The sequence below is a fragment of the Pseudodonghicola xiamenensis DSM 18339 genome (assembly GCF_000429365.1).
Taxonomy (GTDB): Bacteria; Pseudomonadota; Alphaproteobacteria; order Rhodobacterales; family Rhodobacteraceae; genus Pseudodonghicola; species Pseudodonghicola xiamenensis.
The window spans coordinates 92,900-112,410 of record NZ_AUBS01000008.1; the positions used below are offsets into that span (position 1 = coordinate 92,900).

Sequence of the window (19,511 nt, forward strand, 5' to 3'; positions counted from 1 at the left end):
CTCAGGGAGAGCGTAAAGAGATGGCCCTCGGTCAAGCCCTTGCCCAGCAATGCCCCCGCCTCGCCCTGGGTGGCGGCATGGCTTATTTGAGCTTTGAGAGACGTTCCTGCAATTCGGCCAGTTGGTGCTTTATCGCATCCAGATCCTCGCCTCCCTTGCCGCCCTCCTTGCCCGATGTCTCGGGCTCAGGACCGGACCAGCTGCCCGACAATCCACCGGTCATGGCCTTGAGAAACGCCTCTTGCTGGGCTTTCATCGCCTCGAACCCGGGGATCTTGGCGATCGGGTTCATGGCGTTCATGTTTTCCATCATCTTCGACTGGCTTTCACGCAGCATTTCGAAGGAGCTTTGGAGAAATTGCGGCATCATCCCGCCGCCCGGCACCATATAGCTGCGCACCAGATCGTTCAGCACAGTCACCGGCAGGACGTTTTCACCGCGGCTTTCATGTTCGGCGATGATCTGCAGCAGATATTGCCGAGTCAGATCGTCGCCAGTCTTCAGATCGACAATCTGCACCTCGCGACCGCTGCGGATAAACCCCGCGATATCTTCCAGCGTCACGTAATCGCTGGTTTCGGTATTATAGAGCCGGCGGCTCGCATACCGCTTGATCAACAGAGGTTTTTGGTCTTCGGCCACGTCTTGCCCTCCACGAGACACGATGCTTGCGGAAAACACTATGCGAGCGGAAAACAAAAAGAAAGGGCGGGACAGAGCTGCCCGCCCAAGTCTTGTGCATTTTCATCTGCCCGGAATATCCGGGACAATACATTTACTTGGTGGCGTTTTTCGCTGCCGCTGCCACGCCTTCGGTGGCCTTTTTCATGGCCGCGCTGGCATCTTCGGTCACGTCCTTGCCAGCAGCCATCAGCAGCTCAACGGTATCCATCTGCACCTTCTTGGCGATTTCGGCGAAGGCGGCCATGTTTTCGGCGGCGACTTCGGCCGAAGCAGAAGCAAAATCGCTCATCGCCTTGGCATAATCGGCCGGTTCAGACTTGGCGCGGGACATCACGTTCAGCTTGGACAGGGTGTCCTTGGCCCATTTGTTCGAGATTTCAGCCGATTTTCCAGCCGCTTCCAATGCAACAGAGGACAGCTTTTCGTTCAGCGAGGCCGAGGTTTTGAATGCCTCTTCCATCGCGGACATGTCGACAGGAAAGCTCTTTCCCATCAGGTCCTTCATCATGTCGGCGAAATCCTTGGTATTGGTCATAGTCAATTTCCTTATTCGATTGGGGCCCGCGGTATGGCCTGCTGCCGTCATCATGCCCATGGTTGCTGACAGGAATATGAATGCTGCATCGCAGCATTTCAAGAGGGTATTTTCTGCGCTGCAGCATTTTTCGCCCTCCCTCCCTACTTTAGCACGATGAGCACGAAAAAAGGGCAGTTCTTTCGACCTGCCCTTCGCAAATTGCACCGGTTGGGAGGAGAGGGGTGCAGGCTTGCGATCCGTGGCGCGCGATTTATTTCGCGGCGGCTTTCTTGGCGGCGGCGGTCACCTCTTCGGTGGCCTTCTTCACCGCAGCAGTGGCGTCCTGGGTCATGTCTTTCCCGGCAGCCATCAGCAGCTCGACGGTGTCCATCTGCACTTTCTTGGCGATTTCGGCAAAGGCGGCCATGTTCTCGGCGGCAACTTCAGCCGAGGCCGAGGCGAAATCACTGAATGCCTTGGCGTAGTCTGCCGGCTCGGCCTTCGCCTTCGAGACATCGGCGAGCTTGGACAGGGTGTCCTTGGCCCAGGCGGACGAAATCTCCGAGGTCTTTTCCGCCGCTTCGATCGCCACGGCCGACAGTTTCTCGTTCAGGGCCGCAGTGGTTTTGAATGCATCTTCCATCGCGGTGGTGTCCACCGGAAAGGCACCCATCACATCTTTCATCATCGCGGTGAAATCTTGAGTCTTTGCCATTGTCACAATCCTTACGCGCTGTTCGGGAGTATCCCGCGTTTGTTCAGCTACAGACAATATGCATGCTGCAGCGCAGCATTTCAAGGAAATTCGCTGCGATGCAGAAAAGTTTTGGAATTTTCAGCCGAGATCAGAGGCTTGTCGTCGAGGCCACATAGGTCCCCGGAGCCGCGCCGAGGCTCGGATGCTCCGAATCACCCGGAACGCGAGCCGGCACCTGCTTCCCCGCCCGCTTCGACAGCCAGGCCCCCCACTGCGGCCACCAGGACCCTTCGTTGAAGGTGGCCCCGTTCATCCAGGTTTCGGCATCCCCACTCAGATCCGGATTGGTGTAGTGACCATATTTCTTCTTGCTGGGCGGGTTGACGATGCCGGCGACATGGCCCGATTGCGACACGATGAACTGCTTCGAGCGCGATCCCATCTGTCGCACGCCGCGATAGCAGTCGCGCCAGGCAGCGATATGATCTGTCTCGCAGGAAATCGACATCAGCGGCACGGTCACGTCCTTGACCCGCAAGGTTTCGCCGCACAGTTCAAACCCGTCGGAGCAGAATTCATTGCGCTGACACAGCCCGCGCAGATATTGCACCGCCATCTTGCCCGGCAAATTGGTGCCGTCACCGTTCCAGAACAGCAAATCGAAGGCCGGAGGCGCCTCGCCCATCATGTAGCTGCGGATCGCCGGGCTGTAGATCAGATCGTTCGACCTGAGGAACGAGAAGGTGCGCGCCATGATGTAAGAGCGCAAGATCCCCTTTTCCTTCACCTCCTCCTCGATCGCATCGACAAAATCATTCTGCAAGAAGGGGGTGAATTCGCCCTGATCGGCGAAATCGGTCAGCGTGGTGAAGAAGGTGGCGGATTTCACCGACTTGTCGCCACGCTTGTGCAAGAGCGCCAGCACCAGCGCCAGAGTGGTCCCGGCGATGCAATAGCCCACCGCATTGACCTGCTCGGTCTTGCAGATGGCCTTGACCTCGCGCAGCGCGGTCAGGAAACCGTCCTCGATGTAATCTTCCATGCCGACGTCGGCATAGCTCTCGTCGGGATTGACCCAACTTACCACAAAGAGCGTATAGCCCTGTTCGACGATCCACTTGATCAGGCTGTTCTGCGGCTTGAGGTCGAGGATATAGAACTTGTTGATCCAAGGCGGGAACAACACGATGGGGATTTCATGCACCGTCTCTGTGGTCGGGCTGTACTGGACGATTTCCATCATCCGGTTGCGATAGACCACCTCTCCGGGCGAGGTGGCGATATTGCCGCCAACCTGGAAGGCGCTTTCATCGGCCAGCCGCACCACCAGTTCGCCCTGGTTCGCTTCGAGATCGGCGATCAGATTCTCCAGCCCGTCGACCAGCGATTGCCCTTCGGTCTCAAGCGCGCGTTCCAGTGCATCCGGGTTTGTCGCCAGGTAATTTGTTGGTGACATCAGATCGACGATCTGGCGCGCGAAATACTTCAATCGCCGCTTTTCGATCTCGTCGATCGTATCGACACTGGCGACTGCCTGTTCAATCGCCTCTGCGTTGATCTGATATTGCTGCTTGATGAAGTTGAAATAAGGATGCGTGTCCCACAGCGGATTGGCAAACCGCCGGTCGCGCGGGCCGGGATCCGCCGGCGCCACCAGCTTGCCGCTGGCCAGCGCTTGCTGAGCCTCGGCGAAATGCTTTACCGACTTGCCCCAATATTCGATCTGATGCTCCAACACCTTGGCGGGGTTCTGCACGGCCTGAGCCCAATAGGCTGCCGCTGCCTTGGTAAACACCCCGTGATCGGGAGTATTCAATCCAGGATTGTGAGATGTCTTGTGCGTCATCACGTCGATCAGCCGCTTAGACAGCGCTTCGACTTTGGAAAGGTTCTCGGTCAGCCGGTCCAGATGCTCCCCCGGTACCGGGCCGCCCACATCGGGTACAGTTGTCATTTTAACGAATCCCCCCTACTCTCTCTCATACGCAGGATACCGTCGCCACGTTCGGGAGGCAAAGCGGCGTTTGGTCCAATTTGCGTCGTCATAAAAGCCAAGGAGACCTGAATGCGCTACATGATGACCTATGATCTCATGGAGTCCGCCCGAAACGCCAATCAATGGCTGGGTGCCACTGCTCAATCTTTCGCCTCCTACCCCGCCTTTGCCATGATCCCGAACCCGACGTTGAACTGGATGGCAGCCTGGGGTCGGGTGACCGAGCGGTCATTCCAGCGAATGGTCGCGAAACCCGACTGGGGTATCCGGACGGTTACGTGCGAAGATGGTAAAGATCACGTTGTCGAAGTTCAGACCGTGGTGGAAAAGCCCTTCGGCGATCTGATCTATTTCAAGGTTCCGGGCCGCGACATCCAGCAGCGCAAGGTTCTGCTGGTCGCGCCGATGTCGGGCCATTACGCGACGCTCTTGCGTTCCACCGTGGCCAGCCTGCTGCCCGATTGCGAACTCTATGTCACCGACTGGCACAACGCCCGCGACATTCCGGTGTCCTGCGGCAAGTTCGATGTCGAGGATTATACGCTCTACCTGATGGACTTCATGCGCCATCTGGGCCCCGACACCCATGTGATCGCGGTCTGCCAGCCGGCACCGCTGGCGCTGGCCGCCACCGCCTATCTGGCCGAGCAGGACCCGGATGCCCAGCCATTGACCATGACGCTGATCGGTGGCCCGATCGACCCTGACGCCACCCCTACCGAGGTTACCGACTTCGGTCGCCGCGTCACCATGGGCCATCTTGAGGAAACCGCGATCCAGCGGGTTGGCTTCAAGTACAAGGGCGTCGGCCGGATGGTCTATCCCGGTCTCCTGCAGCTCACCTCCTTCATGTCGATGAACGCCGATCGCCATTCCGAGGCCTTCTCGAACCAAATCCGTCGCGAAATGCGCGGCGAGGCATCGGACCACGACGCCCACAACCGCTTTTACGACGAATATCTGGCGGTGATGGACATGACGGCGGAATTCTACCTGTCGACGGTCGAGCGTGTCTTCAAGAATGGTGAAATCGCCAAGAATGAATTCATCGTCGACGGGCACAAGGTCGATACCGGCAAGATCACCAATGTGGCGGTGATGACGGTCGAGGGCGCCAATGATGACATTTCCGCCCCCGGTCAATGCGTCGCGGCACTGGCCCTGTGCTCCGGGCTTCCGGACAGCATGAAAGCCCAGCACCTGGAACCCGGCGCCGGCCATTACGGCATTTTTGCCGGCCGTTCGTGGCGCGACAATATCCGCCCCCTGGTGTTGCAGTTCATGAACAAGAACAACACCAAACGTTCCCAGCGCCGCCGGCAGCCCGGTTCCGCGGCACAGAATGCGGCCAACAGAAATGCGGCTGCGGTCTGATCCCGCAGCTTCCGGACCCCAGGTAAAACGATCACGCAGGGGCAATTCCCCTGCGTTTTCTTTTCCCCGGCTTGGCTGCGCGACAGTTCGTTCAGCCCGCCAGATGCGTCTTGATCAGATCACAGCGATGCCGAAAGACCATCTCATCGGTGAAGGGCGCCCCATCCTGCGCCGCACGCCCGATCAAAGCGGCCAGGCTGGACCGGTCCCCTGCCAGCTCCGCCAAGCTGTCGGACAGGCTGGTGGTATCCCGCTGCGGCTCCAGCAGGCCACCGCCATGGGCAGCGATCAGATCCTGGGCAAATCCGCCCTCGTAGCCGATCAGCGGCGTGCCTGAAATCAGCGCCTCGATCAGGCACCGGGGTGATTCCGGCGTCAAATGGCAGAACAGGAAAACATGCGCGGCCCGATAGGCCTCGATGATACGGGCGCGATCCGACACAAATCCCCTGAGCTCGACCCGGCCCGCAAGGCCGAGAGCCTCGATCCGCAGGCGCATTTCCGGCATCATTGCGCCGTCGCCAATCCATTCGGCCTGAAAGTCGACACCCCGCTGCCGCAACCCGTCAAGCGCGGCAAGCCAATCCAGTGGCCCCTTCATCATCTCTGCCCGCCCGACATAGAGCACTCGCAACGGCGCGCCAGCGCGCACCTCGGCCAGCTTGGCAGTCAGGCGGTCGGGGGAAATATGATCCTTCACACCGATGTGAATATTATGCACCAGATGCGGATTTCCGCTGTAGGGCGCATAATGCTCATAGGTCTCGCGCCCGTGAAACAGCCCCAATGCGGCGCGGCGCACCACCCTGCGTTCAAGCCAGGCCATCGGGCGATGCGTGAGCCAGACCCGCAAGCGGCGGCGCCAACTGGCATCCTTGGGCATCACCCGGATCACCTGGGATTCGATCCTGTCAGTCCAGACCGCGAATGGCCGCCCCATGCGATGCGCGGCCAGCGCCGCTACCGCCCCCCAGTCGCCGAACAACCCACCGATGGCAAAGCTGAGGTATTGCGCCTCGGCGATCAGCGCCTTGATCCGGCGCCGGGTGGCCGGCAGGCAGCGCAGGAACACATCGGGACGATAGGCCATCGGCAGCGGTTCGATCCGTACCCGCCCAAGCGCCTCGGCATGATCGGCAGCGCACAGCCACCCCTGCGGCGGCGGCCCCGGCGCCAGCGGCATCATCGCCACCACCGTTTCGAAATGAACCGCCCAGAGCCGCAGCCCGTTGATCGCCTGGGCTTCGATCCAGAGCTCTCCCTCCCACTCATAGACCGGCACCGGCGCATAGAGCAGTAGTGCCCCGGCCTTGGGATGGCCGCTCACGCTCGCCCCCCCGAGGGGGCCTGCAACCAGTCGCGTAGCGCCGCCGTGGTGAGCTCAGGCGCCTCGAGCGGTGGCAGGTGGCCGGCGCTCTCGATCACCTCGAGCCGCGCCGCGGGCATCAGGTCGGCCATCACTTCGTGGCGCCGGATCGGCGTCACCCCATCATGGCCCCCGCACAGGATCAGCGTCGGTGCCCTGTATTTGCGCAATGTACTTTGCTGGTCGCGGCGGCGTTGCAACGCACGAGACTGACGGACGAAGATTTCCGGCCCCAAATCCATGGCCATGGCGCGAAGGCCGGCGCGCACAGTAATCCGCCCCGCCCCCGGGGCAAGACTGTCAGGCGGGATCAAACCAGCTATGACCTCGTCGAACCGCCCGGCCCGAGCTCCGACGATCTTCGGCTCGCGCGCGGCGGCCTCGGTCGGACTTTCCGCCAATGGATGGGTCGCCATCAGACACAATCGCCGCACCCGGTCCGGCACCCGGCGCAAGATTTCCATCGCCACCACTCCGCCCAGACCGAGCCCGGCCAGCGCAAAGCGCTGCGGCAGAACGTCGATCAGCGCCGAGGCGATCTCCTCCACCCTCTCGCCTTGGGTAATCGGCGCCACCATGACGGCACGATCTCGCGACAACGCATTGATCTGCGATGTAAAAACACGCGAATCGCACATCATGCCCGGCAGCAAAACCAACGCCTCGGTCATAGAATACCCTTTTCTCCGCCCCCCTTCGCCAAACGGCGGGCCACAGAAGTACGGATACCATGCGGATTTCCTGCCCGGCGGGCAAGCGGCTTTCCCCGACCGACACGGCTGTCGTGTTCAACCGGCCGGGTGCAGAATATCCTCGATCGCGGCCTCGATCATCCCCAGGCAGGGACCGTCGGAAAAGCGGTGATCGGCATCCTTGACCAGCGTCAGCCGCATGTCGTCGCATGTCGCGTGATCCAGCAATCTGAGCGCGGTGGCGGTGGAAACCGCGCTATCCGCCGTGCCCTGCAGGCAGCGCACCGGGAAAGGCAACGGCAATGGGTCGCGCAGCACCAGGTGGTCGCGACCATCGAGGATCATCCGCTTCGAAACCCGATAGGGTTCCATGTAATCCGAAGGCAGTTCCACATAACCATCGGCCCTGAGCCGGGCCTTCTGAATGGGCGAGAAATTGGCCCAATAGCCATCTTCGGTGAAATCCGGGGCCGCAGCCACGGTGACCACACCCTTGATCCTCTCAGGCTTGGCACGGGCCAGCAGCAGCGCCTGCCAGCCGCCCATCGAAGAGCCGACCGGGATGATCGGCCCATCGGTCAGAGCCTCGACAACGGCCAGCGTATCCTCGTGCCAATCGCCGATGGCGCCCTCTTCGAACAGGCCGGAGCTTTCACCATGCCCGGAGTAGTCGAACCGCAGAAAGGCCTGCCCGCGTGCCTTGGCCCAGGCCTCCAGATGGGTGGCCTTGGTGCCCTCCATGTCGGATTTCAACCCGCCCAGGAACACCACCCAGGGCCCCTGCCCCTCGGTCCGGTGATAGGCAAGCTTGCGGCCCTGCGGGCTGTCGAGAAAAGTGGTGGCTGGCATGCACGTCTCCTTACACTTGTAAAATATCATGCCGGCAGTGGCGCCGGGCCGCAATGTGGAATGCGGCCCGGCGCCAAAGGTGTTTAGCGCCCGCTCATGATGATGCGATAGCGGAGCTGATCGAAGATCACCGCCAGGATCAGCAGCACCCCCAGCAGTACCATCTGCATGTAGGAGCTGACCTGCGCCAAGTTCATGCCGTTTTGCACCAGCACGATGAAGAAGGCCCCCAGCACCACGTTTTCCACCCGACCGATACCACCGCGCAGAGAGACGCCGGCGATCACGCAGGCGGCGATGGATTCCAGCGCGATGGTGCCGCCCAGGTTCGCCTCGCCCGATTCAACCCGCGCGGTCAGCAAGAGACCGGTGAGCGAGGCGATTAGCGCGCAGACCATATAGGCCAGCATCAAGGTACGCTTGGTGTTGATCGCCGACAGATGCGCCGCCTTGAGATTGCCGCCGACCGCGTAGATCTGGGTGCCAAGCCGGGTACGCGACATGAAGACCCACATCACGACGATGCAGATCACCGCGATCAGCACCGGCACCGGTATCCCCCAGAGCCGCCCGAAACCGAAGGTATCGGCGAATTCAAACGGCAGGCCAGAGACCGGCACGCCACCGGTGAGAAACAGCGCCAGTCCCGCGCCCACCGAGGAGACGCCCAGCGTCATGATGAAGGGCGAGACGTCGAAATAGGCGACACCGAGGCCATTCACCATCCCCACCAGCAGCGCCGCGGCAAAGCCCGCGAAGGCCCCCAAGAGGATCGCCAGCCAGATCGCATCCGGAAAGAGGCCTGCGAAGAACACCATGGCCGAGGCCGAGACCACCGAGGTCAGCGCGATCGCAGTGCCCACCGACAGGTCGAACCCGCCGGAGATCAGCACCAGCATCTGCCCTAGCGACACCAGCACCAGATAGACCGATTGCCGTGCCACATTGACCAGGTTCTGCCCGGTCAGGAATTTCGACGACAACGCAGTGAAGATCACCAGCGCCGCCAACAGGAAGAACGGCAGAACGCCCACCTTGACGAAAACGCGCTTGATCAGACCTCCCGCGCCGTATTTTTTGCTTTGCTCGCTCATGCCTTGGCTCCGCTCTCATCGAAGAAATGTTTCAGGACCAGCTCCTCCACCATCTCGTCCCCGCTCAGTTCGGCCGAAATCCGACCATGTGCCAGCACCAGCATCCGGTGCGACAGGTTCAGCACTTCCGGCAGGTCGGAGGAGATCACCACCACCGCCTTGCCGGCCTCGGCCAATTGCTGGATCAGCCGGTAGAGGGCCGAACGCGTGCCCATATCGACGCCGACCGTCGGTTCGTCGAAGACATAGATGTCGGCCTCCTGCCCGAAGCATTTGCCGAACAGCACCTTCTGCTGGTTGCCGCCCGATAGCTGCGACACCAGCTTGGGCCGATACCCCGCATGAAGTTCGACATAATCCGCGATCCGCGCGCTTTCGGCCCGGACCTCTTTCCAGTTGATGAAGCCCATCCTCGACACGCCCGTGCCGCCCATCACCAGATTGAGGGCCAGGTTGTCGTTCGAGGTCTTCGCCAGATCGAGCCCCTCGGCCTTGCGGTCGGGAGACAGGTAATACATCCCCGCCTTGAGAATCGCCCGGGTCGGGGCACGGGTAACATCCTGGCCCTTCAGCGTGACCTTACCGCCGAGCCGGGGCGCCAGCCCCATCATCGCGCGAAAGAGCCGTGATTTGCCCGAGCCCACGAGGCCTGCGATCCCCAGCACCTCGCCCGCGCGGATCTCCAGAGACGCCGCGGAGACGCCGGACGTCACCAGCCCCTCGGCCGTCGCCAGCACGTCACCGGGCGTATGGGCGATCTGCGGGTAAATCTCGGTGATGGCGCGACCGGTCATCATCTCGACCAGTGCATGTTCGTCGGTCTCGGCCATTGCCACGGTGCCGATCCTGGCACCGTCGCGCAGCACCGTCACCCGGTCGGCGATGCGCTGGAACTCCTGGATGCGGTGCGAGATGTAGATGATCCCCACCCCGCGTTCCTTGAGCGAGGCGATGAAGCCGAACAGGTGATCGACCTCGCGGTCGGTGAGCGAGGCGGTCGGTTCATCGAGGATCAGCACCGAGAGATCGCCGTGAAACGCCTTGGTGATCTCGACCATCTGCTGTTGCGCCCGCGACAGCGACGCGGTGATGGCGGTGGGGTCGATCGGGAAATCCAGCTCCTCGAACATATCATGCGCACGGCGGCGCATGGCCCGGTGATCGACGAAGGGGCCGCGCATCGGCTCCCAGCCCAGAAAGATGTTCTCGGCCACGGTGAGGGTCGGGATCAGCGAGAATTCCTGAAACACCGTATAGATGCCGGCGCGCTGCGCATCGGCAACCGAGGAAAAGGCCAGCGCCTGCCCGTTCAGGGTGATCGTGCCCTCGGTCGGGCTGTTGGCCCCGGCGAGCATCGAGATCAGGGTCGATTTTCCCGCCCCGTTCTCGCCGAAGAGAACATGGACCTCGCCCGCCTCAAGATCGAAATCCACCCCGTTCAAGGCCAGCACACCGGGATAGCGTTTGGTCAGGCCGCGTGTTTCCACCAGCTTTGTTGATTGCATTTCCGCCTCCGGAAGGAATGCGGGCCGGACAGGGTCGCCCGGCCCGCGCATGCCAGTTCAGCCTGCGGTCTCAGTCGACCGAAAAGACCGGCTTGAACCCGTCCGGCGGCAGGATGTTCTCACGCGCCACGGTGCTGATGTTCGACGGATCGACGACGAAGATCTTCGGCCCCACATGTTTCATGTAGTCCTTGCCTTCGAGGATGCGCACCGCCTGATCCATGGCGATCCGGCCCTGGATGACCATCGAATCCGCCGGGGCGGCCAGGATGAAACCGCGCTTGATGCCGGCATAGACGCCCGGGGTCATGTAAAAGGCCAGCAGATCGACCTTGCCCTTGAGCCCCCGTTCGCGGATCAGCCCCTGGGCGGCTTCGGCGGTTACTGCGGTGCCTGCCAGATAACGGACATCGGGATTGGCCTGCAGCACGTCCTCGACCAGCTTGAGCTGGGCTTCCTTGCCGGTGTCGCCATAGCGGGGTTCCAGCACCTCGACGGCCGAGCCTTTGACGGCTTCCATGAAGCCTTCGTTCGCGGCCTCGACCCAGCCGGCGCCTGCGGGCCCCGGGAACCAGCCGACCTTGACCGGCTCGGAACCCGCCGGATGCTTCTCGGCCAGATACTTGCCGGTCTCGAAGCCCATGGTCCGGAAGGAGACCAGCGACTTGGCGGCGATATCGGGCGAGGACATGCCGTTGATGACGTCGATCACCGGGATCCCCTTGGCGGCGACCTCTTTCACCACGCTGTTCAGCCCCTCGTAAGAGATCGCGCCAATCACCACGGCGTCGGCACCGCTGGACACGCAATCCTCGATCTGGCCGATCTGCTTGTTCAGCTCGGTATAGCCGCCGGCCTCGACCAGGTTCATCTTGACGCCCAGGCGCTTGGCCTCATCGGCGACGCCATAATCCACGCCCAGCCAATAGGCGTCTTTCATATGCGGGAAGGACACGCAGATGTTCCACGGCTTTTCCGCCTTGGCGAGCGGCGCGTAGGTCACCGGGCTGACCTTGCCGTCGGCGGTGAAGGGCGGGGTCACCTCTTCGGCCGGGTAAGGGAACCAGTCCGCCGCGAAGGCGCTGGCGGGAATGACGGTCGCAAGCGCCAGGGCTGCGGCTGTCTTGAGGGCGAGCTTCATTGTTCTGACCTCCATGTCAGTTCCAAAAGTCCAAAGCGGCAAGCCGCGTTTTGGGGGTATTGTCCGGCTCTTAGACGAGCTCTTTTCGGATTTTCGCAATCATCGCCTTGCGATCGGCGCGGGCCTGCAGGGCCTCTTCCATCCCGACCTTGACGAATTTCACCGATGTGTTGGGCTGCAATTGCCCGATCAGGTCCATGTCGGCCGAAATCACCGCACCAAGGGTGAAGTAGCCGCCGCCAGACACCGCGTCGCGGTGCAGAACGATGGGTTCCGAGCCACCCGGAACCTGGATCGAACCGTAGGAATAGCAGCCATCCACGATGTTCGAGGGATCGGCGCCGGCACCGAAGGGCTGTTCGCGTTCGACGAACTCCATCGGCTGCCCCCCCCGGAAACGATACCCCATGCGGTCGGCTTCTGGCGCGACGGTCCAGGTGTCGTTGAAGAAGGCCTCGCCCGATTTCTCGGTCAGCCGATACCAGTAAAGACCGGTCAGCACCCGCAGTTCGGCCGGATTGCCCGGACCACGGCGCAGTACGACCGGAACGGTGCGCCCCTCTTCCACCAGCGCTGCGTCACCCACCGGGATTTCGTCGCCGGCGGCGATATTGCGGCCATGAAAACCGCCGAGCGCCCCGATCGGATAGGTCGAACGGCTGCCCAGTGCCGGTTCGGTGGCGATCCCGCCGGAGACGGCAATATAGATCCGCGCGCCGCCGGTGAGGAAGCCGAAGCTCAGCGTCTGGCCCGCTTTCACGTTGAAGCTGGTCCAGCCGTCGCGCGCCTCGCCATCGAGCAGGATCGGCATCGAGCCGCCGGTGATGGCGATGCTGGCATCTGCGGTAAAGGTGATCTCGGGGCCCATGAACACCGCTTCGAGACAGGCGGCATCCTCGGGGTTGCCCACCAGCAGGTTGGCTGCACGCAGCGCCAGACGGTCCATCGCGCCCCCTTCGGGAATGCCGAGGTGGAAATAGCCGGGGCGGCCCAGATCCTGGATCGAGGTGGCAAGCCCGGGTTTGACAATCTTAAGCGTCATTGAGCGCCTCCATCAGCTTGGCGTTGAAACCGGTCATATCGGCGTTGAAGGCATCGAGATCGAAGTCGACCTCAGCAATACGGGGGGTGTAGGTCCCCTCTTCCACCGCAGCCGTGATGCGGTCGTATTCAGCCTGGTCGATCGGCTTCCATTTCACGATGTCACCCGGTTTGAAGAACACCATGAAGTCCTTGAGATAGGAGACCTTCTGTTCCGGATCGAAGATCGGCATCGGTGTGATGCCGAACATCTGATAGCCACCGGCGCCCCGCACCGAATAGATGCAGGAGAAGCAGCCGCCATAGCCAACCGTCTGTTTCGGCGTATCGGTACGCGGACGCAGGTATTTCGGCACCTCGAGCTGCTTGTCGCGATCCACCAGTTGATAGAGGAACGGCAGCCCCGCGACGAACCCCACCATCGATACGAACCAGGGTTGCGAATGGAAGGCCTCGATAAAGGCCTCGACACTGTCATAGCCGTTGATCCGGGCGGCATAATCCAGATCGGAGCCGCTGGGGTCCTGATGCCGTTCGCGGAACCGCATCAGGGTTTCATGGGTCCAGGGGTCCTGGAAGAACACAGGGATCTCGATGATCCGGGTCGACAGGCGCTTTTCGGCGGTCTCGGCCTTGTGCTCCAGTTCCTTGATCCGCGCCATCATGTCGGCAGGCGCGATCACGTCGGGATCGAAGCGCACCTCGAACGAGGCGTTGGCGGGGCAGATTTCGGTCACCCCGGGGATATTCGCCTCGCGCACCGCGTTGCTCATCGAAAGCGAGATGAAAAACGCGTCCAGCGACATTTCCTCATCTACTTCGACATAGATGTGTTCGTCGCCGCCGTAAGAATATCGTGTCTTCACGACGCACCTCCTGTTGTTGCTTTTGTCAGATTGCCGGCCTCCAACCAGGGTTCGAGCCACTGGGTGTGGAAATCGCCGGCCTGAACGCCGGGATCGGCCGCCAGTGCCTTGTGCAGCGGCGCGGTCGTCTTCAGCCCCTCAAGGCTCAGTTCCTCGAGCGCCGCGGCAAGCTTGGCGATCGCCTCGGTGCGGGTCGGCGCCTGAACGATCAGCTTGCCCAGCAACGAGTCATAGAAGGGCGGGATCTGATAGCCTTCGTAAAGGAAGTGATCGAAGCGCACCCCCTCGCCTTCCGGCAGGGTCATGGCGCCGACCTTGCCAGGCCAGGGCATGAACTGCATCAGCGGGTCTTCGGCGTTGATCCGCACCTCGATGGCATGGCCCGTGCGGGTGATATCCGCCTGTGTCAGGCTCAGCTTTTCGCCGCCGCAAACCTTGATCATCTCCTGCACCAGATCGACGCCGGTGATCATCTCGGTCACCGGGTGTTCCACCTGGATACGGGTGTTCATCTCGATGAAGTAGAACTCGTTGCGGGCACTGTCATAGAGGTATTCCAGCGTCCCGGCACCGCGATAATTCACCGCCTGGGCCAAGGCCACGGCCGAGGCACAGAGCGCCTCGCGCGTCTCATTATCAAGACAGGCGGCACCCGCCTCTTCCCAGACCTTCTGCCGTCGCCGCTGCAGCGAGCATTCGCGTTCATAGCAGTGGATCGCGGTTTCGCCATCGCCGAGGATCTGCACCTCGATATGACGCGGGCTTTGCACCGCGCGCTCCAGATAGAGTCCACCGTCGCCGAAGGCCGCCTGTGCCTCGGCCTGGGCCTGCGGGGCGAGCTTGCGCAGCTCCGCCTCATCCGCCGCGATGCGGATGCCACGCCCGCCACCGCCGGCAGCGGCCTTGATCATCACCGGGTATCCGACGGTCTTGGCAACTTCGGCGGCCTCGTCCACGGTGCCGATCCGGCCCTTGGACCCCGGCACCACCGGGACGCCCGCAGCCTCGGCCGCCTGACGCGCGGCGACCTTGTCGCCCATCCGTTCGATGGTTTCGGCAGAGGGACCGACATAGGCGATCCCGGCCTCGGCCAAGGCCCGGGCGAAGGCCGGGCTTTCCGACAGGAACCCGTACCCCGGGTGCACCGCATCAGCCTTCGTCTGCTGCGCCGCCGCCACGACCTTGGCAATATCCAGATAGGAGTCCTTCGACGGCGCCGGCCCGATGCAGATGGCCTCATCCGCGAGCTTGACGGCCAGCATGTCGGCGTCGCCCTCGGAATAGGCCTGAATGGTGTGAATGCCCAACTCCCGTGCGGCCCGAATGATCCGGACCGCGATCTCCCCCCGGTTCGCGATGAAAAGACGGCTGATGGTCATTGTCAGTCGTCCAGCTCCGCCAGGACGGCGCCGGCCATCACCGGCGCCTCGTTCTCGGCGACATAGCTGGCGAAGGTGCCCGCCGCCTCGGCCTTGACCTCAATGAAGGTCTTCATCACCTCGATCAGCCCGATCACGTCGCCCACGGCCACCGCATCCCCCTGGGCCTTATAGGCGGGCTCCTCCGGCGAGGGCTTGTGATAGAAGGTGCCGGGCAGCGGGGATTGGATTTGTGTCATTGTCTTTCTCTCTCCTGTTGGGCCGATTTTGGGTCAGGCCATGTTTTCAAGAACTGTTGCGGCCGGCGCGATGGTGATGCCGTTGTCCAGCAGCGCCTTGCGGATCGCCCTGCCGTTTTCCAGGGCGCCCGGCGTATCGGAATGGAAGCAGATCGACTCGAATTCGATCTTGATGTCGTTGCCGGTCACCGTGCGCACCAGGCCCTCCTTACAGGCCCGCAGACATTTGTCGGCAATCGCCTGCGGGTCGGGCCGCGCCACTTGACGGGCGAAAACGATCGAACCGCTGTCATCATAGTCACGATCCGCATAAAATTCGCGCACCACCCGCTGGCCCATGCGCCTGGCGATCTCGTAGGTCTTGGAAATATCCATGCAGAACAGGATCGCGTCGCCGCAGGTCTTGCTGAGCGTATCGACCAGATGCTGAGACAGCTCCTCGTTCACCGCAGCTTCCATATAAAGCGCGCCGTGCGGCTTGATGTGCTGGAGCTGCACCCCATAGCGGCGGCCGAATTCACGGATCGCGCCCACCTGATAGAGGATGTCGTTGACCAGTTCTTCCGAATTGGTGCGGATATAGCGCCGGCCAAAGCCCTGCAGATCGCGATATCCCGGATGTGCCCCGATGCCGACGCCATGCTGCTGCGCCAGCTTGACCACCCGGTCGATGGTGCTGGGATCGCCTGCATGAAACCCGGCCGCGATATTGGCCGAGCTGATCAGCTCCATCAGGTCCTCGTCCGCCGCCTCCCCCAGGGTCCAATGGCCGAAGCCTTCGCCCATGTCACAGTTCAGATCGATGATGCCACGCATGGTCTCGCCCCTGTTAGTCTTCTGGAGGCATCTTCACTTTCGTTTCATGTAGAAGTAAAATTCTAAATGCTGCGAATGCAAATTCTGAAAATCCGATAATGCAACGATCTGCCCATTGCGGTAAATCTCTGTAAAATCGCTGTTTTTCCAAGACAAAAAGGCAAGGCGCGGCCATATATCGGTTTTTCCGATAATGATGCGACAGAAAACCGGGAGACCCGTGATGATGAACATTCGGCATCTGAAGTACTTCGTGGCGACGGCTGAATCGGGCCAGGTCAGCCGCGCCGCCAACCTGCTGGCGATCTCCCAATCCTCGGTCACCGGGGCGATCCGCGATCTCGAGACCGAGCTGGGCACAGATCTGTTTCTACGCACCTCGCACGGGATGGAACTGACCGAGGCGGGGCGCGAATTTCTCGCCTCGGCGCGGGAAATCCTGCAGAAGCTGGACGAGGCCACCAAGCTGACCAGACGGCATTCCACGGTCAGCGGTGTGATTTCTCTGGCGGCCTCCTATACGGTGATCGGGTATTTCCTGCCCTATCACCTGGATCGGCTGCAGCATCTCTATCCCGGGCTGGAGGTCCGGCTGAGCGAGCTGAACCGCGAGAGCATCGAAGAGGGGCTGCTGTCGAACCGCTTCGACATGGCGGTGGTCCTGACCTCGAACCTGAACAACCCCGAGCTGGAAAGCGAGACATTGCTGAAATCCACCCGGCGGCTCTGGGTGCCGAACAACCATCCGTTCCAGCGCCGCGGCAAGGCGAGTTTCGAGGAGATCGCGCAAGAGGATTACATCATGCTGACGGTCGACGAGGCCGCCCACACCACAATGAAATACTGGAGCATGACCAGTTTTCAACCGCGGGTGAAACTGCGCACCTCCTCGGTCGAGGCAGTGCGGTCGATGGTGGCCAACGGTCAGGGGGTGACGATGCTGTCGGACATGGTCTATCGCCCCTGGTCGCTTGAGGGAAAACGCATCGGCACGCTCACCACAGACAAGGAAATCCCGTCGATGGACGTCGGTCTGGCGTGGAGACGGGGCATCGAATTCTCGCGCCCCGTCTCGGTCCTGGTGGACTATTTCAAGCAGTGTTACGCCCTGCCCCAGACGCCGTTTTCGCTGGGACGGGGGTGAAGGCTCAGGGCTTCAGCAGCACCTTGCCGGCCTTGCCCGGTGCCAGCGAGGCACGCACCGCGTCGCCGATCCGGTCCAGCGGGAAGATCGCCTCGACCGGAAGCTGCACGGCACCGGTGATGACCAGGCGCATCAGTTCACCGAAGAGACGCTGACGTTCGTCCGCAGGCATCGCCGCGCTGACCTTGGCGCCCCAGAAGCCCTTGACCACCGCCTGTTTGAAGATCAGATCGCCCGAGGAGATCTGCATCGGCTCGCCAGTCATTGTGCCGAAGGAGACCAACAGCCCATCATCACCCAGAAGCGACAGCAGATCACCGCTGGCGGTGCCGCCGACGGAATCGATGGCAGCCACGATGGGAGCATCCCCGGCCAGCGCGCGGACCTGTTGCTTCCAGCCCTCGGCGGCGGTGGACACCACGTTGCCGATCCCCAGCGTCTCGAGCTCACCAATACCGGCATCACGACGCACCAGATTGATCACATTGATGCCGCGCGCCTTGCCCAGCATGGCGACCGCCTTGCCGACCATGCCGTTGGCGGTGTTCTGAACGATCCAGTCGCCTTCCTTGACCTCAAGGAACTCCAGCAGCGTCAGGGCGCTGAACGGCATGGCGATCAACTGCGCCGCCGCCTCGTCGCCGATCTCCTCGGGCAATGGCACCAGCCCCTTGGCTGAGGCGGTGAAATACTCCGCCCAAGTGCCATGGACGCCGGCGACGGCGACCCGTTGGCCCAGGGTCACGCCCTCGACGCCTTCGCCCAGCGCGTCGACGGTGCCGACCGCCTCGGACCCGCCGATGGCCGGCAGTTCGGGTTTATAGCCATATTGGCCACGCACGGTCCAAAGATCGTGGTTGTGGATCGGCGACAGGATCGTCTTGATCCGCACCTGACCCGCTGCGGGGTCCGGCAGGGGCGCGTCGACGGGGGCCAGAACCTCGGCCGGGTCGCCGAAGGTTGCATGTTTTGCAGTACGCATGGTGGTCTTCCTTGAACTTAGGCAGCAGTCACGTGCAGACGCACGTCGATATTGTCGCGGGTGGCATTGGAATAGGGGCAGACCTGATGGGTCGCGGCGATCAGCTTCTGCGCCTCTGCCTCGGACAGACCGGGCACGTCGATGTAGATGTCGAGATCGAGCTTGTAGCCACCTTCCGGGGTCTGGCCGATGCCGACCTCGACCGAGGTTTTACTGCCGGTGGCATCGAGCCCCATCTGTTTCGAGACGACCGCCAGGGCACCGTCGAAACAGGCGGCATAGCCCAGCGCGAAAAGCTGTTCGGGGTTGGCGCCGGCCTTGCCTGATCCGGGCACCGCCAGATCGAAGGCGAGACTGCCGTCGTCAAGTTCGGTATGGCCGGAACGGCCGCCGGTCGCGGTGGCGCGGGTCTTGTAGAAAATCTTCATCTCAGTCCTCCTCTGGGTCAGGGTGAATATGCGAATGTCCGGAACAGACCAGCAGCGCCTGGGTCGCCTCATAGGCCTGACGCATCGGCGCACGATCGCGCGAAAGTTTGGTCAGCAGCGCCGCGCCCAGCCACATCTGATACAGCATCTGCGCCAATCCCGGCGCGGGCGCACCACCGGGCAGAGAGCCATCGGCACGCGCCTCTGCGATCATCTGCGCGATCCGGGCGATCAACGCCTCGGTCCCCTCGCTCAGCACCAGGCGCATGTCTTCGGACAGATCGGCAACCTCGGCGGCCAGCTTGACGACAAGGCAATCCTCGGCCCAGCCCCGGGCCGGATCCTCGGTGCCCGCCAGCCAGGCGCCCCAATAGCGCATCAGCCGGGTTCGCCCGTCAGGCAGATCGGCGGCCAGTAGCTGATCCATCAGCGCCAGATAGCCATCGACGTATTGCTGCAACAGGGCGCAACCGAAGGCCTCTTTCGAGGGGAAGTAATAATAGAACGATCCCTTGGGCACGCCGGAGGCCTTCAAGACTTCCTGCAAACCAACGCCCACAAACCCCTTCTTCAAGACAAGCGCATGGCCCGTCTCGAGGATCTTCCGGCGTGTCGCCTCGGCTTTACTGATCTGTGTCATGACCTTTCAGATAGGTTAAAATAGACCGGTCGTCTAGTAGCATTTCCGTGATCCTTCCGG

The 19,511-nt window shown here is 62.0% G+C and carries 20 protein-coding genes; 2 read left to right on the forward strand and 18 right to left on the reverse strand.

What is annotated here, in order from left to right; all coding sequences use genetic code 11:
• Window positions 1-82 precede the first annotated feature (82 nt).
• The 4 genes from phaR to phaC form a co-directional block, all read right to left on the reverse strand.
• Window positions 83-643: a polyhydroxyalkanoate synthesis repressor PhaR gene (phaR, locus tag G455_RS0110780; RefSeq protein WP_028093716.1), complete on the reverse strand. Its 561-nt coding sequence runs from the start codon at window positions 641-643 to the stop codon at window positions 83-85.
• Between the two features lie 133 nt (window positions 644-776).
• Entirely contained in the window at window positions 777-1,220 is a 444-nt protein-coding gene (locus G455_RS0110785; protein ID WP_028093717.1) for a phasin family protein, read from the reverse strand.
• Between the two features lie 253 nt (window positions 1,221-1,473).
• A complete protein-coding gene (locus tag G455_RS0110790; RefSeq protein ID WP_028093718.1) occupies window positions 1,474-1,917 on the reverse strand; it encodes a phasin, PhaP in 444 nt (147 codons plus the stop codon).
• Window positions 1,918-2,047: 130 nt separating this feature from the next.
• Window positions 2,048-3,853: a class I poly(R)-hydroxyalkanoic acid synthase gene (gene phaC / locus G455_RS0110795; RefSeq protein WP_028093719.1), complete on the reverse strand. Its 1,806-nt coding sequence runs from the start codon at window positions 3,851-3,853 to the stop codon at window positions 2,048-2,050.
• Window positions 3,854-3,964: 111 nt separating this feature from the next.
• Here phaC and phaZ point away from each other — a divergent pair, with 111 nt between their 5' ends.
• Entirely contained in the window at window positions 3,965-5,269 is a 1,305-nt protein-coding gene (phaZ, locus tag G455_RS0110800; protein WP_028093720.1) for a polyhydroxyalkanoate depolymerase, read from the forward strand.
• Window positions 5,270-5,360: 91 nt separating this feature from the next.
• Here the strand turns inward: phaZ and G455_RS0110805 are convergent, their stop codons facing one another.
• The 11 genes from G455_RS0110805 to G455_RS0110855 all read right to left on the reverse strand — a co-directional run bounded on the left by G455_RS0110805 (window position 5,361) and on the right by G455_RS0110855 (window position 16,257).
• On the reverse strand, window positions 5,361-6,596 hold the full coding sequence (locus G455_RS0110805) for a glycosyltransferase (RefSeq protein ID WP_028093721.1): 1,236 nt from the start codon (window positions 6,594-6,596) through the stop codon (window positions 5,361-5,363).
• On the reverse strand, window positions 6,593-7,306 hold the full coding sequence (locus G455_RS0110810) for an alpha/beta fold hydrolase (protein WP_028093722.1): 714 nt from the start codon (window positions 7,304-7,306) through the stop codon (window positions 6,593-6,595). Before G455_RS0110810 ends, G455_RS0110805 begins: the two co-directional genes overlap by 4 nt.
• Window positions 7,307-7,423: 117 nt before the next feature.
• Window positions 7,424-8,176, reverse strand: a complete 753-nt coding sequence (locus G455_RS0110815; protein WP_028093723.1) for an alpha/beta fold hydrolase — start codon at window positions 8,174-8,176, stop codon at window positions 7,424-7,426.
• Window positions 8,177-8,259: 83 nt separating this feature from the next.
• Entirely contained in the window at window positions 8,260-9,270 is a 1,011-nt protein-coding gene (locus G455_RS0110820) for an ABC transporter permease (protein ID WP_028093724.1), read from the reverse strand.
• The gene (locus G455_RS0110825; RefSeq protein ID WP_028093725.1) at window positions 9,267-10,775 is read right to left on the reverse strand and encodes a sugar ABC transporter ATP-binding protein; all 1,509 of its coding nucleotides are present in this window, start codon (window positions 10,773-10,775) and stop codon (window positions 9,267-9,269) included. The genes G455_RS0110820 and G455_RS0110825 overlap by 4 nt, the downstream gene beginning before the upstream one ends.
• 70 nt (window positions 10,776-10,845) lie before the next feature.
• On the reverse strand, window positions 10,846-11,916 hold the full coding sequence (torT, locus tag G455_RS0110830) for a TMAO reductase system periplasmic protein TorT (RefSeq protein ID WP_028093726.1): 1,071 nt from the start codon (window positions 11,914-11,916) through the stop codon (window positions 10,846-10,848).
• 70 nt (window positions 11,917-11,986) lie between these two features.
• Window positions 11,987-12,958, reverse strand: a complete 972-nt coding sequence (locus G455_RS0110835) for a 5-oxoprolinase subunit C family protein (RefSeq protein WP_028093727.1) — start codon at window positions 12,956-12,958, stop codon at window positions 11,987-11,989.
• Window positions 12,948-13,823: a 5-oxoprolinase subunit B family protein gene (locus G455_RS0110840; RefSeq protein ID WP_028093728.1), complete on the reverse strand. Its 876-nt coding sequence runs from the start codon at window positions 13,821-13,823 to the stop codon at window positions 12,948-12,950. Before G455_RS0110840 ends, G455_RS0110835 begins: the two co-directional genes overlap by 11 nt.
• Window positions 13,820-15,202 carry an acetyl-CoA carboxylase biotin carboxylase subunit gene (locus G455_RS0110845; RefSeq protein ID WP_028093729.1) on the reverse strand — a complete coding sequence of 461 codons (1,383 nt, stop codon included), beginning with the start codon at window positions 15,200-15,202 and terminating at the stop codon, window positions 13,820-13,822. Before G455_RS0110845 ends, G455_RS0110840 begins: the two co-directional genes overlap by 4 nt.
• A 2-nt stretch (window positions 15,203-15,204) precedes the next feature.
• Window positions 15,205-15,441 carry an acetyl-CoA carboxylase gene (locus G455_RS0110850; RefSeq protein ID WP_028093730.1) on the reverse strand — a complete coding sequence of 79 codons (237 nt, stop codon included), beginning with the start codon at window positions 15,439-15,441 and terminating at the stop codon, window positions 15,205-15,207.
• 33 nt (window positions 15,442-15,474) lie between these two features.
• Complete coding sequence (locus G455_RS0110855) at window positions 15,475-16,257, reverse strand: 5-oxoprolinase subunit PxpA (RefSeq protein WP_028093731.1); 783 nt, start codon at window positions 16,255-16,257, stop codon at window positions 15,475-15,477.
• A 223-nt stretch (window positions 16,258-16,480) separates the two neighbouring features.
• Between G455_RS0110855 and G455_RS0110860 the strand changes: the two genes are divergently transcribed.
• Window positions 16,481-17,401 carry a LysR family transcriptional regulator gene (locus G455_RS0110860; protein ID WP_229861764.1) on the forward strand — a complete coding sequence of 307 codons (921 nt, stop codon included), beginning with the start codon at window positions 16,481-16,483 and terminating at the stop codon, window positions 17,399-17,401.
• A gap of 4 nt (window positions 17,402-17,405) precedes the next feature.
• On the opposite strand, the gene G455_RS0110865 is transcribed toward G455_RS0110860, so the two are convergent.
• Genes G455_RS0110865 through G455_RS0110875 form a run of 3 tightly spaced genes read right to left on the reverse strand, consistent with a single transcriptional unit; the run spans window position 17,406 to window position 19,451 of the window.
• Window positions 17,406-18,383 (reverse strand): zinc-binding dehydrogenase, encoded by a 978-nt coding sequence (locus G455_RS0110865; RefSeq protein ID WP_028093733.1) that lies wholly within the window; start codon window positions 18,381-18,383, stop codon window positions 17,406-17,408.
• Window positions 18,384-18,400: 17 nt separating this feature from the next.
• Window positions 18,401-18,811 (reverse strand): organic hydroperoxide resistance protein, encoded by a 411-nt coding sequence (locus tag G455_RS0110870; protein ID WP_028093734.1) that lies wholly within the window; start codon window positions 18,809-18,811, stop codon window positions 18,401-18,403.
• 1 nt (window position 18,812) lies between these two features.
• Window positions 18,813-19,451: a TetR/AcrR family transcriptional regulator gene (locus G455_RS0110875; RefSeq protein WP_028093735.1), complete on the reverse strand. Its 639-nt coding sequence runs from the start codon at window positions 19,449-19,451 to the stop codon at window positions 18,813-18,815.
• Window positions 19,452-19,511 lie beyond the last annotated feature (60 nt).